Annotated in this window: 17 protein-coding genes; 5 read left to right on the top strand and 12 right to left on the bottom strand. The window is 49.0% G+C overall.

What is annotated here, in order from left to right; genetic code table 11:
• Positions 1 to 34 precede the first annotated feature (34 nt).
• The 3 genes from guaA to H6F51_12530 all read right to left on the bottom strand — a co-directional run bounded on the left by guaA (position 35) and on the right by H6F51_12530 (position 3568).
• On the bottom strand, positions 35 to 1582 hold the full coding sequence (gene guaA / locus H6F51_12540) for a glutamine-hydrolyzing GMP synthase (protein MBD1823308.1): 1548 nt from the start codon (positions 1580 to 1582) through the stop codon (positions 35 to 37).
• A gap of 184 nt (positions 1583 to 1766) precedes the next feature.
• On the bottom strand, positions 1767 to 2912 hold the full coding sequence (locus H6F51_12535) for a cobalt-precorrin-5B (C(1))-methyltransferase (GenBank protein ID MBD1823307.1): 1146 nt from the start codon (positions 2910 to 2912) through the stop codon (positions 1767 to 1769).
• The gene (locus H6F51_12530; GenBank protein ID MBD1823306.1) at positions 2909 to 3568 is read right to left on the bottom strand and encodes a class I SAM-dependent methyltransferase; all 660 of its coding nucleotides are present in this window, start codon (positions 3566 to 3568) and stop codon (positions 2909 to 2911) included. Before H6F51_12530 ends, H6F51_12535 begins: the two co-directional genes overlap by 4 nt.
• 7 nt (positions 3569 to 3575) lie before the next feature.
• Between H6F51_12530 and H6F51_12525 the strand changes: the two genes are divergently transcribed.
• Positions 3576 to 4004 carry a hypothetical protein gene (locus H6F51_12525; protein ID MBD1823305.1) on the top strand — a complete coding sequence of 143 codons (429 nt, stop codon included), beginning with the start codon at positions 3576 to 3578 and terminating at the stop codon, positions 4002 to 4004.
• On the opposite strand, the gene H6F51_12520 is transcribed toward H6F51_12525, so the two are convergent.
• The gene (locus tag H6F51_12520) at positions 4001 to 5638 is read right to left on the bottom strand and encodes an acetolactate synthase large subunit (GenBank protein ID MBD1823304.1); all 1638 of its coding nucleotides are present in this window, start codon (positions 5636 to 5638) and stop codon (positions 4001 to 4003) included. The genes H6F51_12525 and H6F51_12520 overlap by 4 nt on opposite strands.
• 80 nt (positions 5639 to 5718) lie before the next feature.
• On the bottom strand, positions 5719 to 7086 hold the full coding sequence (locus H6F51_12515) for an NAD-dependent succinate-semialdehyde dehydrogenase (GenBank protein ID MBD1823303.1): 1368 nt from the start codon (positions 7084 to 7086) through the stop codon (positions 5719 to 5721).
• A gap of 569 nt (positions 7087 to 7655) precedes the next feature.
• Between H6F51_12515 and H6F51_12510 the strand changes: the two genes are divergently transcribed.
• A complete protein-coding gene (locus H6F51_12510) occupies positions 7656 to 8060 on the top strand; it encodes a response regulator (protein MBD1823302.1) in 405 nt (134 codons plus the stop codon).
• Here the strand turns inward: H6F51_12510 and H6F51_12505 are convergent.
• Both H6F51_12505 and H6F51_12500 read right to left on the bottom strand, forming a co-directional pair.
• Positions 8026 to 8445 carry a DUF2294 domain-containing protein gene (locus H6F51_12505; protein MBD1823301.1) on the bottom strand — a complete coding sequence of 140 codons (420 nt, stop codon included), beginning with the start codon at positions 8443 to 8445 and terminating at the stop codon, positions 8026 to 8028. The two genes, H6F51_12510 and H6F51_12505, sit on opposite strands and share 35 nt — an antisense overlap.
• A gap of 143 nt (positions 8446 to 8588) precedes the next feature.
• Complete coding sequence (locus H6F51_12500; protein MBD1823300.1) at positions 8589 to 8768, bottom strand: hypothetical protein; 180 nt, start codon at positions 8766 to 8768, stop codon at positions 8589 to 8591.
• Between the two features lie 142 nt (positions 8769 to 8910).
• Between H6F51_12500 and H6F51_12495 the strand changes: the two genes are divergently transcribed.
• A complete protein-coding gene (locus tag H6F51_12495; GenBank protein MBD1823299.1) occupies positions 8911 to 9426 on the top strand; it encodes an SRPBCC family protein in 516 nt (171 codons plus the stop codon).
• 57 nt (positions 9427 to 9483) lie between these two features.
• On the opposite strand, the gene gcvP is transcribed toward H6F51_12495, so the two are convergent.
• The 3 genes from gcvP to gcvT form a co-directional block, all read right to left on the bottom strand.
• Complete coding sequence (gene gcvP / locus H6F51_12490; GenBank protein MBD1823298.1) at positions 9484 to 12417, bottom strand: aminomethyl-transferring glycine dehydrogenase; 2934 nt, start codon at positions 12415 to 12417, stop codon at positions 9484 to 9486.
• Positions 12418 to 12620: 203 nt separating this feature from the next.
• The gene (gene gcvH, locus H6F51_12485; GenBank protein MBD1823297.1) at positions 12621 to 13010 is read right to left on the bottom strand and encodes a glycine cleavage system protein GcvH; all 390 of its coding nucleotides are present in this window, start codon (positions 13008 to 13010) and stop codon (positions 12621 to 12623) included.
• A 32-nt stretch (positions 13011 to 13042) separates the two neighbouring features.
• Positions 13043 to 14125, bottom strand: coding sequence for a glycine cleavage system aminomethyltransferase GcvT (gcvT, locus tag H6F51_12480; GenBank protein ID MBD1823296.1), 1083 nt, complete (start codon positions 14123 to 14125; stop codon positions 13043 to 13045).
• Between the two features lie 205 nt (positions 14126 to 14330).
• Between gcvT and H6F51_12475 the strand changes: the two genes are divergently transcribed.
• Positions 14331 to 15626: a glucose-1-phosphate adenylyltransferase gene (locus H6F51_12475; protein ID MBD1823295.1), complete on the top strand. Its 1296-nt coding sequence runs from the start codon at positions 14331 to 14333 to the stop codon at positions 15624 to 15626.
• 10 nt (positions 15627 to 15636) lie between these two features.
• On the top strand, positions 15637 to 16128 hold the full coding sequence (locus tag H6F51_12470; GenBank protein ID MBD1823294.1) for an AAA family ATPase: 492 nt from the start codon (positions 15637 to 15639) through the stop codon (positions 16126 to 16128).
• On the opposite strand, the gene H6F51_12465 is transcribed toward H6F51_12470, so the two are convergent.
• Both H6F51_12465 and H6F51_12460 read right to left on the bottom strand, forming a co-directional pair.
• Positions 16086 to 17027 (bottom strand): ParA family protein, encoded by a 942-nt coding sequence (locus H6F51_12465; GenBank protein ID MBD1823293.1) that lies wholly within the window; start codon positions 17025 to 17027, stop codon positions 16086 to 16088. The two genes, H6F51_12470 and H6F51_12465, sit on opposite strands and share 43 nt — an antisense overlap.
• 116 nt (positions 17028 to 17143) lie before the next feature.
• Complete coding sequence (locus H6F51_12460; GenBank protein ID MBD1823292.1) at positions 17144 to 18085, bottom strand: NAD(P)-dependent oxidoreductase; 942 nt, start codon at positions 18083 to 18085, stop codon at positions 17144 to 17146.
• Between the last annotated feature and the right edge of the window lie 110 nt (positions 18086 to 18195).

Genomic DNA, 18195 nt, shown 5'->3' with positions numbered 1-18195 from the left:
CTTGATTAATTGAGGGCGATCGTGCCGTTTCTACTTATTCCCACTCGATCGTTCCCGGTGGCTTCGAGGTGATGTCGTAAACCACACGGTTCACACCCTTGACTTCGTTCACAATGCGGTTGGAAATGGTTTCAAGCAGATCGTAGGGAATTCGCGCCCAGTCTGCGGTCATGCCGTCTTCGCTCTTGACGCAGCGCAGCACGATCGGATAAGCATAAGTGCGTTGATCTCCCATCACTCCGACGCTTCGCACAGGCAGCAAGACGGCAAAAGCTTGCCATACATCGTGGTAAATGCCTGCGCGATTGATTTCCTGACGCACGATTAGATCGGCATCCCGCAGAATGTTCAGCTTTTCTTCGTTCACTTCGCCCAAAATCCGAATCGCTAGACCGGGGCCAGGGAAGGGCTGACGATTGACGATCTCTTCAGGCAGACCGATCGATCGACCAACCTTTCGTACTTCGTCTTTGAACAGTTTCCGCAACGGTTCGATCAGCTTGAATTGCAGATCTTTTGGCAGTCCACCGACATTGTGATGGCTCTTGATTTTGACTGCGACTCGTTCTCCGGTTTTTGGATCAACGTTAGTATCTGCAGATTCAATCACGTCCGGGTAAAGCGTCCCTTGAGCGAGATAATCGAACGGCCCTAACCGCTTCGATTCTGCTTCAAACACGCGGATGAATTCGTGCCCGATGCGTTTGCGTTTTTCTTCAGGATCGGTGATACCCTCGACCGCTGCCAAGAAACGATCGCGAGCGTTCACATAGGCAACATCGATATGAAACTGCTCATGAAACAGCTTCACTAAGCGTTCTGGCTCTAGCTTTCGCATGAAGCCTTGGTCGATAAACATACAGGTGAGTTGATCGCCGATCGCTCGATGCAGCAGGAATGCCAGCGTTGAGGAATCCACGCCGCCAGACAGCGCTAACAGCACTCGCTTATCCCCAACTTTGGCACGAATTTCGCGAATCGCTTCTTCGACAAACGCATCGGTTGTCCAGGTCGGCTCACATTCGCAGATGTGGTAGACAAAGTTACGGATTAAAGCTTGTCCGTATTGAGAATGCACCACTTCCGGGTGGAACTGTACGCCGTAGAGTTTACGATCGTGTTCGGCAATGGCAGCACAAGGCGTATTCGCCGTGTGAGCGAGGATCTCAAATCCAGATGGAAGTTGCGTCACTGAGTCACCATGGCTCATCCACATGATCGAGCCATCTTCGACATTGGTAAGCAAATCGGTCGGATCATCGATCGCGAGATTTGCTTTGCCGTATTCGCCGCGATCGCTGCGTTCGACATTGCCGCCAAGCTGTTGCACCATCAGTTGCATTCCGTAGCAGACTCCCAGAACGGGAATGCCAAGCTGCCAAATTCCCGCATCACAATGCGGTGCGCCATTGTCATAAACCGAATTTGGGCCACCGGATAGGATAATGCCCTTGGGGTTGAGTTGGCGCAACTGTTCGATCGTGGTGCGATACGACAGAACTTCAGAATAGACTTGGGTTTCGCGAATGCGGCGGGCAATCAGTTCTGAATATTGCGACCCAAAATCGAGAATCACGATCATTTGACGATCGAGCGCATCCAAATCTGAAGTAGATACGATCGGGGTATCCAGAACAGACGGGTCAGTGTGTGGAGTCACGGGAGTTTCCTGATGAAATGAACGAGAGTCAAACCGACGATAAACGGGCGTTTTGAAGAGCGGTAAAAAATGAATCGTTTTAGATATTCTGGCTATTCTAATCACATTAGCAAACGGACTCAAGCAGTTGGGTTGCTTTTCTGCTTTTTACCAAAATCTGCCGAGCACGATCGAACAAAATACTACCGACCTCAACGGTTGCCTCACTGTGGGTAAAGATGTAATGCTGGGCACGATCGTCGATCGTTTGGGCGATCGAGGTATAAACTTCGATTTCTTTTCCTAAATTTCTTAAGTATTTCAATCCGTCTTCAGCCGTAGCGCTGGCAAGAATGGCTTGCAAATCTGCTGGATCGATTCCCACTTTTGCAGCATGAGCGGTGAGAATTTCTTGTCGAGCATCGGCAACATGATGATGGGTATGAAAGATGCCACCTGCAAGTTTCATTAATTTACCGTGATAGCCAAATAGGAGGATTGATTTCACTTGCTGAATTCCCGCCTCGACTAAGAGAGACCCGATCCAATTCGCAGTTTTGAGGGTGCGATCGCGATCGATGCCCAATTTTGCGGCAAGATCCAAACCATTCTCTCCAATGCAAAAAACGAGGGTGTCAAATCGCTTTGATTTTTCCTGAAGTTCTGCGCGAAATTGTTCGAGCTGGTCGGGAGCGCTGAGCGGTTGAGCAATGCCCGAAGTTCCAAGCAGCGATAAGCCTTCAACGACTCCGAACGCTTCGTTTGAGGTGCGTTTTGCCAGTTGCCGACCTTCAGGCAAGATTAAGGTGACGCGCAGCGATTCTCCAGCATGAAGCAACCGATTTAAGTTGGTGAGAATTAGCTGTTGAGCGTAAGCGTAGATGGCAGCTTGTTGATCCGATCGCTGTCCAACGCCTTCACCGCCGACGATCGTAATTCTCTCTACATTATCGGAAACATCAAAGTCCCCCACTCGTGGGGGATTTAGGGGGCCTCCGAGATCTCCAATCGCAGCACTTGTCTCTAATTCCACCATTGCCCAAACAGGCGTATTGCGGGTGAGGTCGAGATTGTCACCCGGATCGCTGCGAGTGATTGCTAACGCAGAATTTTTACTTAATTTCGCAACCTGATCGATCGCGATCTGAACAATTTGAGCCGGATTAATTAAATCAAGCTCAACCTGATCGATCGCGATTCCGTGTCGAAGGTGGTGCAGAGCAGCGATCGCAGAGGCACAAGCAAAAACAGGTAAGGTATATCCAGATTTCATTTCTTCAGGGCTAACGTTAATCCATCGGCGATTGGCAATAGACTGATCCAGACGCGATCGTCTTGCGCCACTTTGGCATTAAAGGCGCGAATGGTGTTGGTAATCTTATCGTGATCGGTTTCGTCTGCCACACGACCCGACCACAACACATTATCGATCGCAATTAATCCGCCAGGGCGCACCAGTTGAATCGCTCGATCGTAGTAGTTTGCATAGTTGCCTTTATCCGCATCAATAAAGGCAAAATCGAAAGTTTCTGTTTGATCTTGAAGCAGGCGATCGAGCGTGTCGATCGCGGGTGCGAGGTGCAATTCGATTTTGTCTGAAACATTTGCCATTGCCCAATAGCGGCGGGCGATTGTCGTATATTGCTCACTCACATCACAAGCAATCAGTTTTCCATTGGGGGGAAGTGCCATTGCCACACAAAGCGAACTGTATCCGGTAAAGACTCCGACTTCTAGAGCTTTTTTCGCTTGGATCGATCGCACCAGCAGCGCCATGAGTTGACCTTGATCGGGTGAAATCTGCATTCGGGCTTGAGGCAGTTGTGCAGTTTCTTCGCGAAGTTGCGCGAGAATGTCTGATTCTTGCAGCGAGTTTGAGAGAATATAGCGGTAGAGAGACTCATCGACACCAAACGCCTGCTTAAACATAGGAGCTATGACCGTGAAACGAGCGATACAAATTATCCTAGCGATTGTCCTTGCAGTTGGCTTGACTGCCTGCGGTGGGCGCTACTCGGTTCCGGGTGCAGTGTTGAAAAAAGCGATCGCAATTACAGTCGATCGCACCCAACAAGAAATTAGTCAGCAGCTTAAACTCACTTCCGCTCCGAAAGTGACGATCGATCGCGTCAAAATCACGGATCAAACTCCGCTCAAAATCGAAGGATTTGATGGGTATCACGTTAAAGGCGAGTATGATTTCACCCTGAAGCAGTCGAAGCGCCAGGACAAGCAAGTGGATAACATCTTCGATCTGTATCTGCAGCGTCAAATCGAAGGAAAAACTCAAACTTGGCGATTAGCCCAACAGAGCGGAGACGAATGGAACCTAACCGCGATCGACCCCACTCGGAAGCGTGGCTAAATTGGGCAGCTCAGATCGCCTGCTTTCTGTGTAAATCGTAGATTCTCTCGATAGTCTACTGGACAGTCAATCACTGCGGGAACGTCTTGTTCGAGCGCTTCTTTAAGAGTTGGAATCAAATCCGCCACCGATTCAACCCGATAGCCTTTCAGCCCCATACTTTCGGCAAATTTGACGAAATCTGGATTGCCGAACTTGATAAACGATGAGTGTCCAAACTGGTTCTCTTGCTTCCACTCGATCAAGCCATAGCCGCCATCGTTAAAGATAATCGTCACAAAGGCAGTTCCAACTCTCAGCGCCGTTTCAAGCTCCTGACAGTTCATCATAAAACCACCATCTCCGGTGACTGCAACCACTTTACGATCGGGATGCACTAACTTCGCCGCGATCGCGCCCGGAATCGCAATTCCCATTGCCGCAAATCCATTCGAGATAATGCAGGTATTCGGGCGATGACAGTGATAATGCCGCGCCATCCACATCTTATGAGCGCCCACATCCGAGATCACAATGTCATCTGTGCCCATCACTTGCCGTAAATCGTAAATGAGCTTCTGCGGCTTGATCGGAAAGCCATCATCATTCGCATATTGAGCATAATCGCTGCGAATCTCAGGACGTAAGCCGAGCGCTTGTGGGTCGGGTTTGCCATCGCGATCGCAACGATACAAAATCTCTTGCAGCGAATCGGAAATGTCACCGACAACTTCTGCGATCGGCATATAGCTACTATCGACTTCAGCAGGCGTACTGCCAATGTGAATCACCGGAATTCTGCCGCCTGGGTTCCACTTTTTCGGCGAGTATTCTACTAAGTCATAGCCGATCGCGATGACTAAATCGGCTTGATCAAATCCGCAGCTAATATAATCTCGCTGTTGTAACCCCACCGCCCAAAGCGCCAACGGATGCGGGTAAGGAATGACTCCTTTGCCCATAAACGTATTTGCAACCGGAATGTTTAATCGAGTCGCAAACTTAGTCAGCATTTCACTTGCATTGCTGCGAATTGCCCCATTTCCTACCAGAATTAATGGATTGGCTGCATCATTGATGGCGTTAGCAGCTTTCTCGATACTGCGGAACGAAGCAAAGGTCTTCTCAATGTTGTCAGAGGTGAGCGGCCTTCCATCTACAGGCATCGCTGCAATGTTTTCCGGTAAGTCGATGTGAACCGCTCCGGGCTTTTCAGTTTGAGCAATCTTGAAGGCTTTGCGAACAATCTCAGCCGTGTTACTGGGTCGCACGATTTGTGTGTTCCACTTGGTAACAGGCGCAAACATGGCCACTAAATCGAGGTATTGATGCGATTCGATGTGCATTCGATCGGTGCCCACCTGCCCCGTGATTGCAACTAACGGAGCGCGATCGAGGTTCGCATCTGCCACGCCGGTCATCAAATTCGTGGCCCCAGGCCCTAACGTGGAAAGACAAACCCCCGCCCTTCCGGTGAGCCGCCCGTAGACATCTGCCATAAATGCTGCACCTTGCTCATGTCGCGTGGTGATAAACCGGATTGATGAGTTTTGCAGCGCTTCTAGCACATGAAGATTTTCTTCTCCGGGTAGACCGAAGATATACTCAACGCCTTCTGCTTCCAAACACCGGACTAATAGTTCTGCCGTGTTCATGCTCGTCCTCCAAAGTAAAGGGCTAGGGATTCGCTTCGTATAGTGATAGCCCAGATTTAATGATCTAAAAGACTTTCTATCTATTGCACCCAGATAGTTTTGATGTTGACAAACTCGTGGATGCCTTCGCGCCCTAGTTCCCGCCCAAACCCCGATCGCTTGATGCCACCAAATGGTAGCTTCACATCGGATTTCACCATCGCATTGATAAACACTGAGCCAGATTCAATTTCTTCGATTAACCGTTCGCGCTCCGTTTCGTCTTGCGTCCAAGCACTTGCCCCTAATCCAAACGGTGAATCATTTGCACGAGCGATCGCACTGTCTAAATCTGGCACCCGAAACACCAGCGCAACCGGCCCAAAAAACTCGTCATACTCTGCAATACAGCCTTTGGGAATGTCAGTCAGAATCGTGGGGGCATAGAAGTTTCCGGGTCGATCACGCAACGGTTCCCCACCGATTAGCACTTTTGCGCCCTGCTGAATCGAGGTCTGAACTTGCTGATCGAGATCTTGCAGAATGTCTGGGGTTGCTAAGGGGCCAATTTCGGTTTCCGGCAACATTGGATCGCCGACTTTCAGCGCTTTGTACTGCTCAACTAAACGATCGAGGAATTGATCGGCGATCGCGTCGGCCACGATAAAGCGCTTTGCTGCGATGCAAGATTGCCCACTGTTGAGCATTCGAGCCGCGACCGCCGTTTTGACTGCTTGGTCTAAATCTGCGCTCGGCATCACAATAAACGGATCACTGCCGCCAAGCTCTAGAACGACTTTTTTGATGTGCTTGCCCGCGATCGCCGCAAGACTCGCTCCAGCGGGTTCACTTCCAGTTAGGGTTGCTGCTTTAACGCGATCGTCTTCGACAATCATCGCCACTTTATCCGCACCCACCAGTAACGTTTGGAATGCGCCAGCCGGAAAGCCAGCGCGAACGAACACTTCCTCGATCGCAACGGCACATTGCGGCACATTCGAGGCGTGTTTGAGCAGTCCCACATTTCCCGCCATCAAAGCCGGAGCCGCAAATCGAAACACTTGCCAAAACGGAAAATTCCACGGCATCACCGCTAAAATCACGCCCAGCGGTTGATAGCGCACAAAACTAGACGCAGCTTGAGTTTGAATCGGCACATCGGCTAGAAATTCGGCAGCCTGTTCTGCATAAAACCGACAAACCGACGCAGATTTCTCGACTTCTGCGATCGCGGCTTTCAGCGGCTTACCCATTTCTAGAGTGATTAATTCACCGAAGCGATCTCGCTCTCTTTCCAAAATATTTGCTGCTTCGGAAAGCCAGCGTGCACGCTGATCCAGCGGAACAGAACGATACTGCAAAAACCGGGAGTGCGCCGCCTCGATTTTCTGCTGAATTTCTACAGTCGAGAGCGCTTCAAACGTTTTTACCACTTCTCCGGTTGTGGGGTTTACGGTTGCGATCGCCATAGCCCTTCCTCCCTAATTTTTAGGAATCTACAGAATGCGATCGCACGGATTGAAGCTTAAGTTAATCATTTCTTTATAATTAGAGTCTAAACCGTGTAGATCGCTACTTTGTTTTAGCAAATATCTCTATTACAATTCTCCCAACAATTGTGTAAAACGATCAGTAAACTATGATTAAATTTGCAATTGTTCGCGATCGTTAAAGTATTAACGTGCTGCTCAAGCTGTAGAGAAAGATTAACCCTGATGACGAGATCGGCAAATATTTCAGAAAGGTTAAGTTTTTTCGGTAAGCTCAGATACAAAAAATGCTTGCTATATCATAAGAGGTACGCGACCGAAGCAACATATGGTAGCAATTGAGCCGCATCTCTTGCATTCGCAACTAGCCAGAGAAGTCGTCCGCTAGGATGAAAGTCGCCTACATTAGCCCAATTACATTAGCCCAATTGTCAACACGGATCAAATTAAGAGCGATGTCTGCCGCTCTTGAAAATGCTTTACCTTCTCGTAGTGAGTTGGAAGTTGTAGAACGGATCGGACATAGCCTTAATATGAACTCATTAGATATGGATTTACGCACTTCCTTAAGTAGACCGATCGTGCTTGTAGTGGATGATAGTGTTGATAACCTCGTTTTGTTAGAGTATCAGCTTACCAGCCTGACCGAGTGTGCTGTCGTCACCGCTGAAACAGGCGAAGCTGCGGTTCACCTTGCACAACACAACCAGCCAAGCTTAATTCTGCTAGATATATTGCTGCCTGACATCAATGGAATTGAGGTGATTCAGCGATTGAGGCAAGCTCCCAGTACGGCTGGAATTCCGATCGTTGCTCTCACTGCACTTGCCAGAACCGAAGACCGCGATCGCATTCTTGACTCTGGCTGCGATGATTATCTGGCTAAACCCTACGATTTAGATGAGCTACAAGCCGTGGTTAATCGTCATCTACCTCAGTGTTGTCGTCTCTAAGGCGACGGGAGTGAGATTCGCGCACTTGGGGGGCTTTTTCCAGCACTACGATCGTCCCGCTGCGTCCCGTGTCAAACGTAGCATCGCTGAGAATATCAATCACCTTGACATCGACGACTTCTTCGATCAGGACTGTCAATTGTGGGTGCAGCGCTTTGTCTAGATCGTCATGCACCTTCTCTGCAAGTTCTTCTTGTCCCGTTTCAAGTAGTAATCTTTCAGGCTTAGTAATTGCGTCTTCTAGCACGATAATCACTTTGCCGTCTGCGATATGGCAACTGACGCGACTCGGTTGGTGTCCGAGTTGAGTCCGATAAAAGGCTTGTACGCGCTGCGAAAGTGTCCGCTCCAGTTGTCCACGGGTCGGTAAAGCAGTAGAGGTCATAATAGTAAATTAATTAAGAATCAAGTCCGGTCATAGGATTTCAGATACGGTTATTATTGCGGTCTTGATTCTGTGACCAATCTCCCTAGAGAAAGGTTTTCTCCTGCATTGTTCTCAGCGTAACGGAAGTAACATTTTTATGATTAACGCACTTCAATTAAGCCATTGACGATCGTGAGTACAATCGATAAACCAATCAATATCCATAAGATAAAACCAGGCAAAAATGTAAGCAATCCGACACCGCGCAAAATCCACACGATCGCGGTGAGGGCGAGGACAACAATATAAACAATTGCTCTGGAATTGCTGGGTTGATTCATAAGGTAATCGATGCTTCTCTCAATTAGTCTCTATCACTATAGGCAGACTTTCTCAGATCTTCATCAGTTGAATACAATTGTTTTACGGAATGCTTGCTATTGTGTCGGTTGATCAGATCGTGTGAATGAGGAGTGTTTAGACATGATGACCTTGGTACGCGAGTCTGCTTTGATGCAAGGTGAGATTTTGCTGAAAACAAAGCCGCATTCTGCTTGGGGAGGGGCTGTTACTGCACAGATGTATTTACCGATCGCGCCGACTCTAGTTTGGGAGCAGGTGACGGATTATCCGCGCTGGACGCAGTATTTTCCAGAGGTGACGCGCAGCGAAGTGCGGCAAGTGATTTCACAGCGCACCAAGCGAATTTATCAAGCCGCAAGTAAAGCGTTTTTGATCTTTACGGCTCAAGTTGAAATCACACTGAATGTTCTCGAAACTCATCAGCAGCGAGTTCAGTTCTTCTTGGAATCTGGAAGTTTCAGCGATTTTACTGCCGATTTGCAGCTACAGTCATATGCGGAAGGAACGATTCTGACTTATGCAGTGCAGGCGACTCCGACGATTCCAGTTCCAAGTTTTTTGATCGAGCAGGCAATCCGGTTGGATCTGCCTGTGAATTTGAGACGGATGCGATCGGTGATTTGTGCAGGGCGGTAAGCCTCAGATTTAAAGATTGAACCTCCGAATCGTCAAACTCGGAGGTTTTTGAGTGATCTAGCTTTCGTAAGCGTCCATCGGTAAGCAGGAACAGACTAGATTGCGATCACCATACGCATTGTCAATTCTGCCTACGGCGGGATAGAACTTGTTCGCACGAGTCCAAGCCGTTGGGAAAATGGCTTCAGAGCGGGAGTAGGGACGATCCCAAGTTTCAGCCGTTAAATCGGCAACGGTGTGCGGTGCATTCTTGAGGAGATTATTATCGCGATCGACCTTTCCGGTTTCGATCTCTCGGATCTCTTCGCGAATCGCAATCATGGCATCACAGAAGCGATCGAGTTCTGCTTGAGATTCGCTCTCGGTGGGTTCGACCATGACGGTTCCAGCAACGGGCCAAGAGACGGTCGGCGGATGGAATCCGTAATCGATTAGCCGTTTGGCAATGTCATCGACTTCGATTTCTGCGCTCTTTTTGAACTCCCGCAGATCGAGAATGCACTCATGCGCCACTAAGCCATTTTTGCCTTTGTACAACACCGGATAATGTCCTTCGAGGCGTTTGGCAATATAGTTGGCGTTGAGAATCGCAATCTCGGTGGCTTCGGTCAAGCCGCGCCCGCCCATCATCGCAATGTACATCCACGAAATTGGCAGAATACTCGCACTGCCCCAAGGAGCCGCCGATACCGCTCCGATTCCTTGGTCTGTGCTGGTGGGAACGATCGAGTGATTCGGCAAGAAGGGCACAAGATGGGAAGCAACGCCGATCGGCCCCACTCCCGGCCCGCCGCCCCCATGCGGAATGCAGAAGGTTTTATGCAGATTCAAATGACAGACATCCGCACCAAAATCACCAGGACGGCATAATCCCACCTGTGCATTCATGTTTGCGCCGTCCATATAAACTTGTCCGCCGTTTTCATGCACGATTGTACAAATCTCCCGAATGCCTTCTTCAAACACACCATGCGTTGAAGGATACGTCACCATCAAGGCGGCAAGGTTTTCGCGATGCTGTTCGGCTTTGGTTCTGAGATCGTCTAAATCGATATTGCCTTCGCTGTCACAGGCGATCGCCACTACTTTCATGCCCGCCATAACTGCACTCGCCGGATTCGTTCCATGTGCCGATTGTGGAATCAGACAGATATTGCGATGCGTATCCCCACGACTTTGATGATATTGCCGAATTACCAAGAGTCCAGCATATTCACCTTGAGATCCCGCATTCGGTTGCAGTGAGATTCCTGCAAATCCGGTGATTTCAGACAGCCAGGATTCAAGCTGTTTGAAGAGTTCCTGATAACCCTGCGTTTGGTCGATCGGTGCAAACGGATGCAGTTGTCCGAATTCTGCCCAGGTAATGGGCACCATTTCCGCCGTCGCATTCAGTTTCATCGTACAAGAACCAAGCGGAATCATCGCAGAAGTGAGTGATAAATCTCGCGACTGCAAGCGATACATATAGCGGAGCAATTCGGTTTCCGATCGATAAGCCGAAAACGTCGGATGGGTCAGATAGTCTGAGCCTCGCACGAATTGAGTGGGAATCCGAGCGGCGGGAATTTCGCGCAGGGTTGCGCGATCGCTAAAACTCCTCAGAATATTGATCAAATCGGTTTGCGAAACGGTTTCATCGATCGAAACTCCGATCGTATCTGCGTCGATCTTGCGTAAGTTAATGCCTTGCTTCAAAGCCTGCGCCAAGACCTGATCCGCCTTACCCGGAACTTCGATGCGCAAGGTATCAAAGTAAGGCTCAGTTCCGAGTTTGAAGCCAGCTTGTTGAAGGGCGATCGCCAACTGTACGGTCAGGCGGTGAACGCGATCAGCGATCTGTTTCAATCCAGACGCGCCATGATAAACGGCATACATTCCCGCAATCACTGCTAGTAAAACTTGCGCGGTACAAATATTGCTCGTCGCTTTGTCGCGTCGGATATGTTGTTCGCGAGTTTGCAGCGCCAGTCTTAATGCAGGTTGACCATTTCGATCTTTTGACACTCCGACTAATCTTCCGGGGAGCTGGCGCTTGTAAGCTTCTCTGGTCGCAAAGTAAGCAGCATGAGGGCCTCCGTAACCCAGAGGAACACCGAAACGCTGAGTATTTCCGATCGCAATATCCGCGCCAAATTCTCCAGGTGGTTTTAGCAGCGTCAAACTAAGCAAATCCGCAGCAACCGTGACCAATGCACCCGCTTGATGAGCGCGATCGACAAACTCGGAATAGTCATAAATTGCGCCATCGGTCGCTGGATATTGCAGCAATGCCCCGAAGATTGGCGTATCAAATTCAAACGTGCGGTGGTCTCCCACAATCACCTGAATCCCAAGCGGAATCGCGCGAGTTTGAATGACTTCGATCGTTTGCGGATGACACGCGCTCGACACCCAGAAAGTTTTTGCACTGTTTTTGACCAGTCCAAAACTCATTGCCATCGCTTCGGCGGCTGCCGTTCCTTCATCCAGCAACGAGGCATTAGCGATTTCCAGTCCAGTCAAATCCATCACCATCGTCTGAAAGTTGAGCAGCGCTTCGAGACGACCTTGAGCGATTTCGGGCTGATAGGGCGTGTACTGCGTGTACCAGCCGGGATTCTCTAAAATGTTGCGCTGAATCACCGGAGGTGTAATGCAATTCGAGTAGCCCATGCCGATAAACGATCGCATCACCTGATTTTTGACGGCGATCGCTTTGAGTTCTTTCAGCATTTCATACTCGCTTCGTCCCGATTCGATCTGGAGCGGACGCTTGATCCTAATGCTTTGAGGAACAGCTTTATCGATTAGATCTGAGATCGAGTTCAAGCCCAACACCTGAAGCATCGCTTGAATTTCCGCACCCCGCACCCCGATATGGCGATCGACAAATTGATCGGTGTAAGTTAATTCAGTTTGTGCGGGAGTGCGATCGGAAGATTCAGAAGCATCGAGATCGAAAGAAGCGCGATCATAGTCAAAAGGCGCAGTCACTGTGGGTTCAGACATAGAGGGTGAGCGGTTTAGGGTGACAAAGTGGAGCTTCTAGAATTCGGCTTTGAAACTAAAAACGTGGAGCGTCAATACCATGAACGTTAAAGATATCAAAATTAGTTAGAAACATTCTGCAATAATTAACCCGCTAGCGAAACTAGCGGGTGTAAAGCTATCGTGAATTTACGGAGTAGATTTCGGAAATTACGGAGAGAATCTCAGCTTCCCTCGACCATACTGCGATATTCATCGGCAGACAGCGCATCTTCTAGCTCCGAAACATCGCTTGCACTCACTTTGATCAGCCAACCTGCCTCGTAGGGATCATCAACTAATTTCTCCGGTGCGTCCATCATCTCGGTGTTGACTTCCAGCACCGTACCGCTTACCGGAGCTTTCAAATCTTCTACCGCTTTGACGGATTCGATCGTGCCGAATCTTTCGCCTTTTTCAACCGTGTCCCCTGGTTCCGGCAATTCCAGAAACACAATATCGCCAAGCTCATCGATCGCGAACGCCGTAATCCCGATCGTAACGGTGTAGTCGTCAACTTTGGCGTATTCGTGGGAGTCGGTGTATTTCAGAGTGTCAGGATATTCAAATGCCATGAGCGATCAGGGGTCAAATTGCACTTCTTATTCTATTTCGTTGCGCGGTAGAACGGACGCTTGACGACGATCGCGCCATAGTTTTTCCCGCGAATGCCGATTTCGAGCAGTTGTCCTGGTTTTGATAATTCAGTCGGGACGTAACCCAGGGCGATCGCTTGTCCGACGGTCGGCGCTAAGGTTCCACTGGTGACGATTCCCACGGCTTCTCCGTCTGAAAAAATCGGGTAATCGTGACGGGCAATATTTCGCCCTTGCATTTGTAAGCCGACGAGCCGTTTTTTGACCCCGTTTTGCTTTTGGTCTTCGAGGATCGATCGCCCAATAAAATCGCCCTTCGTATCAAAATGTACCAGCCATCCCAACCCCGCTTCGAGTGGAGTCGTCGAATCGTTGATATCCTGCCCGTAAAGCGCCATTGCTGCTTCTAATCGCAACGTATCCCGCGCTCCCAATCCGCAAGGCGTGACACCCGTTTCCAGCAGCGATCGCCAGAGATCGATCGCACCCTGCGGATCAAGCATGACTTCAAATCCATCTTCTCCGGTATATCCGGTTCGTGCAATAAAGGCACGATGACCCAGAATGGATGTTTCTAGATGTCCAAACGGTTTGATGTGCGAGAGATCTTGATCCACGATCGCGTTCAAATGCTCAACCGCTTTCTTTCCTTGCACCGCAATCAGCGCTTGAGCATCGGAAAGATCCTGAAACTCAACATCGGTTAGATTCGCTAACAACCAATCGCGATCTTTCTGAGTGGTTGCCGCATTCACAATTACAACCCAGCGATCGTCCCCTTGAAAATAAAAAATCAGATCATCGATAATTCCGCCCTGTGGATTCAGCAGCACCGTGTATTGGGCTTGCCCCGGCTGTAGGCGGCTTAAATCCGAGGGAACAAGCTTCTGAATTTGGGGCAGCACACTTTTACCCGTGAGCGTGAACTTGCCCATGTGCGAAATGTCGAACATTCCCGCATTCGATCGCACCGCATGATGCTCCTGGGTAATTCCGCTAAATTGCACAGGCATTTCCCAACCCGAAAATCCGGTCATGCGGGCATTTAGCTCGATCGCTAACTCATACAAAGGGGTGCGGCGCAGAGAATTCAAGGGAGGTCTCGCAGAACTTTACATCACTCTAAAGTTACCATTTCTCTCAATTTTCGATTAGCGGATGTATCGCAGATTGCAAACCGATAAAAAATTTTCCTCGATCGATCCCCAATTGCAATTCTCTGACCGAAACCCCTTGTCAACTTTGCCATCCAGACAGACACTAAGGATGGGAGTCGAAGTGGAACTGCGAGGTTAATCTGTGAAGAAGGTATTAGCAATTATCCTGGGAGGGGGTGCTGGAACCCGTTTATATCCGTTGACCAAACAACGGGCAAAACCAGCCGTCCCATTAGCCGGAAAGTATCGATTAATTGATATTCCCGTTAGTAACTGTATCAATTCCGAAATTTTTAAGATCTACGTTCTGACTCAATTCAATTCCGCTTCTCTTAATCGCCACTTGAGCCGCGCCTATAACTTCTCTAGCTTTAGCGAAGGATTTGTTGAGGTTCTTGCTGCTCAACAAACTGCCGAAAACCCGAACTGGTTCCAGGGGACTGCTGATGCTGTACGCCAGTATATTTGGCTGTTTCAAGAATGGGATATCGAAGAATATTTGATCCTTTCTGGTGATCATTTGTACCGAATGGATTACCGCGAATTCGTGCAGCGCCATCGCGATACGGGTGCAGATATTACCCTGTCGGTTGTGCCGATCGATGAAGCTCGCGCCTCGGACTTTGGCTTGATGAAGATTGATCAGAATGGACGAGTGATCGACTTTAGCGAAAAGCCCAAAGGCGATGCTCTCAAAGCAATGCAGGTGGATACAACAGTGCTGGGTCTAACGCCCGAAGAAGCTCGTCAAAGCCCCTACATTGCTTCAATGGGGATCTACGTTTTCAAGAGAGAAGTGCTCGAACAACTGCTGAAAGAAGCTCCCAGCCAAACAGACTTTGGCAAAGAGATTATTCCGAGTTCTGCTCAGAACTACAACGTTCAAGCCTATCTGTTTAACGACTACTGGGAAGACATTGGGACGATCGAAGCGTTCTATGAGTCCAATTTGGCACTCACGCAGCAACCCCGCCCACCCTTTAGCTTCTACGACGAAACCGCACCGATCTACACTCGTCAGCGCTTTTTACCGCCGAGCAAGTTTCTCGATTCGCACGTCACCGAATCGATCATCGGTGAGGGCTGCATCTTAAAGAACTGTCGGGTGCATCATTCGGTATTGGGAGTGCGATCGAGAATCGAAGCCAATTCGGTAATCGAGGACTCGTTAATTATGGGGGCTGACTTCTATGAAGGTCAGGCTGAGCGCCAGTCGGGACTCGATTGCAGCAGTCCCGGAGTCCCACTTGGGATTGGATCGGACACGATTATCCGTCGAGCGATTATCGACAAAAACGCTCACATCGGCTGCAATGTGCAGATCGTGAATAAAGATCGAGTTCAAGAAGCCGATCGCGAGAATCTCGGTTTCTACATTCGCAGTGGAATTGTTGTGACATTAAAAGGTGCGGTGATTCCCGACGGAACCATCATCTAGGGTTCGCTTAATTCTACTCATTGGCTTACCAGGGAGCGGGAAATCAACTTACGCCCGCTCCCTGCGTTCGTGCATGATTTCAACCGATACTATCCGCGCTCAACTGTTCGGAGACGAAGCCGTTCAGGGAAGTTGGCTCAAAATTTGGCTAAAGGTGCGATCGCAGTTTCAGCAAGCCGTCAGCGCGATTCGATCCGGTGAAATTGAGTTCGCCATCTACGATGCCACGAATGCCGTGAGAAAACAGAGACGAGCCGCGATCGCGCTTGCTCGAAAATCCGGCTTCACTCATATCACTGGAGTTTGGATTAATCCACCGATCGAGGTCTGCTTAGAGCGCAATCGAATGCGCGATCGCCAAGTTCCCGATGCAGTGATTCATCGAATGGCGCGTCGATTATACGGCGCGCCCCCCGCACTCGACGAGGGGCTTGATGAACTCATCCTGCTTGAATCGGCTCAATTCAGAGACGACAGCGACATTTTCTTCTCTAAGGCTTGACTGCGCGTCAACGTCGATAATTTTTGCAGCACTTCTTGAGCCAGCATCACAAACGCCTTCGATCCCGCAGTTCCGGGATTGGTCAGTACCACAGGTGAAAAACTATCGATCGCTTTTGAAACATTTACATCCGACGGAATGCGCGTTTTGAATAACTTCGCTTCGCTAAAATCTTCGTTCAACCGCTTCATCACTTGCCCATAATAGCGGCTGGTCAAGATATTTCCAGACAGCGAGAAGGCAATTCCAAGTAGATCTAAATCGACCTGAGTTAAATCTGTTTTGTGCATCTCTTTCAGCTTGTTAATTCGGCGCTCTAGAAGCTGAATTCCGATGAGCGAAAGTGGCTCAGGTCTTGCGGGAATTAAGTAGAAACGACTCGCAAGTAAGGCACTCCGAGTAATCAGGTTATATCCTGGAGCACAATCGAGCAAAATCAGGTCGTAATCGTTCGCGATCGGCGCAAGAACTTTCTGAATCAGGTTCTTTTCAAACACATTCCAAACGTGCTCAAAATCGGTTTCCTGCTTTTGTAGCGCTGTTTTGTGCAGCATCTGGGAAACCAGAAATTCATCATATAAATCAATATCACCTGGCAGCAGATCAAAGCCTTTTAGCTGACACACATATTTGTGAATCGCATCTGGAACGACTTGCGGCAGTTTTGGGTCTGAAGTGATTGCGCTTTGAATCAGGTGTCTTAAGGTGCGCTTATCGTTACGCAGTCTCGCGAAGTCTGCGGGCGGCATCAAGCTCAGAGTTGCGCTGATTTGAGTGTCCAGATCGACTAGAAGAACTCGCTTTTGGTGATACTTTGCCAAACAAGCTGCCAAGTTGACGGATAGAGTTGTTTTACCGACTCCGCCTTTCATGTTCGTCATCGCGATCGTATATGTCATGCTCGCCTCCGATGATGCGTCAAAATCGCTACCCTAACATTTGGGTCATCATACAGCGTTCTGATTTAAGTTGATCAAATCAAATTTCAAAGCACATTCATTCCAACAGCCAAAATTCATCGCTTTCTGCGAACGCCGCTCAGCTTCAACACATCTTCGATCGTTGAGCAATAGTTCTCCATACCAAACGTAGCGGGACTAATCGGATTTTGGTGGATAAAGTGACGGTAGCGCAACGCAAACCGATCCCACTCGCCCATCTGAATCCGAAACAGAAAAATCACCAGATCCGCAAGTAGAAGCAACGGAAAGCCCAGCATCGGCTTGAGGCCCCGGTAGAAACAAAGCTCATCAAATACCTGATTGACCGTAATTTTCTGATTGCCCACTACAAAACTCTTTTCCTTCGGCGGGTGATCCACAAAATGCCGCACCACTTGAGCAATATCATGAGCGTGAATAAAGTGAAAACTGCCATCAGCACGGAAAAAGCGAATCAGCTTCGCCCACCTTGCCACCTCTGGAATTCCAGTTGTCACCGCCGAGTAAGGATAACACTCTCCACCGCCGATCACTAAGGTCGGGAACAGCTTGGTAATTTTAGGTGCGATCGCCAACCCGGCTAACTTCTCGTAACAGGTATACTTGGATTTCAGATAATCGTTGCCGATCGTAAATGCTTCAGGCAGCAGTTGATTGTTGCGATCGAGAATACTAGCGGTCGAAAAATAGATCACTTGCTCGACGCGCTCTGGATCAAGCATCGAGAGCAATTGCAGATTGCTTTGCACATTGACTTCTTGAATCCCTTCTCCGCCCCAAGCTGTCGCCGCTAGTATCACACAATCGATCGTGCTTAGAAGTTCTCGATGTTGCTCAATCTCACGCAAATCTGACTCAATTACAGTAATGCCCGATCGCGCCGTCAGATCAATCTTGATCTTGCTAGCATCACGAACGAGCAGAAACAGTTCATGTCGAGTGTTTTGAATCAGGGCTTCGACAAGATAGTGACCAATGCAACCACTTGCACCTGTCACGAAGATTCGCTTGCTCATTGAGGAATTCAGGGATGAATGATGAAAGACAAAGTGCAGGAGGAAACCCTATGAATTAACAGAATAAACGGTTCTGCCCAATTCTGATCCGCTCAATGCCTTTCATCGTC

The sequence above is a fragment of the Cyanobacteria bacterium FACHB-DQ100 genome, assembly GCA_014695195.1.
GTDB lineage: Bacteria > Cyanobacteriota > Cyanobacteriia > Leptolyngbyales > Leptolyngbyaceae > Leptolyngbya.
Note: the sequence above shows the minus strand (reverse complement) of the source record. Positions and strands in the feature narration are given on the sequence as shown.

Bases quoted from the DNA above. Each gene is read 5' to 3' on its own strand.
- H6F51_12535 (MBD1823307.1), bottom strand. From the start codon at position 2,912: ATGAAATCTGGATATACCTTACCTGTTTTTGCTTGTGCCTCTGCGATC.
- H6F51_12465 (MBD1823293.1), bottom strand. From the start codon at position 17,027: ATGACATATACGATCGCGATGACGAACATGAAAGGCGGAGTCGGTAAA.
- H6F51_12505 (MBD1823301.1), bottom strand. From the start codon at position 8,445: ATGACCTCTACTGCTTTACCGACCCGTGGACAACTGGAGCGGACACTT.
- H6F51_12525 (MBD1823305.1), top strand. From the start codon at position 3,576: ATGACCGTGAAACGAGCGATACAAATTATCCTAGCGATTGTCCTTGCA.
- H6F51_12510 (MBD1823302.1), top strand. From the start codon at position 7,656: ATGGATTTACGCACTTCCTTAAGTAGACCGATCGTGCTTGTAGTGGAT.
- H6F51_12530 (MBD1823306.1), bottom strand. From the start codon at position 3,568: ATGTTTAAGCAGGCGTTTGGTGTCGATGAGTCTCTCTACCGCTATATT.
- gcvP (MBD1823298.1), bottom strand. From the start codon at position 12,417: ATGTCTGAACCCACAGTGACTGCGCCTTTTGACTATGATCGCGCTTCT.
- H6F51_12495 (MBD1823299.1), top strand. From the start codon at position 8,911: ATGATGACCTTGGTACGCGAGTCTGCTTTGATGCAAGGTGAGATTTTG.
- H6F51_12515 (MBD1823303.1), bottom strand. From the start codon at position 7,086: ATGGCGATCGCAACCGTAAACCCCACAACCGGAGAAGTGGTAAAAACG.
- guaA (MBD1823308.1), bottom strand. From the start codon at position 1,582: ATGATCGTGATTCTCGATTTTGGGTCGCAATATTCAGAACTGATTGCC.
- H6F51_12500 (MBD1823300.1), bottom strand. From the start codon at position 8,768: ATGAATCAACCCAGCAATTCCAGAGCAATTGTTTATATTGTTGTCCTC.
- H6F51_12460 (MBD1823292.1), bottom strand. From the start codon at position 18,085: ATGAGCAAGCGAATCTTCGTGACAGGTGCAAGTGGTTGCATTGGTCAC.
- gcvH (MBD1823297.1), bottom strand. From the start codon at position 13,010: ATGGCATTTGAATATCCTGACACTCTGAAATACACCGACTCCCACGAA.
- H6F51_12520 (MBD1823304.1), bottom strand. From the start codon at position 5,638: ATGAACACGGCAGAACTATTAGTCCGGTGTTTGGAAGCAGAAGGCGTT.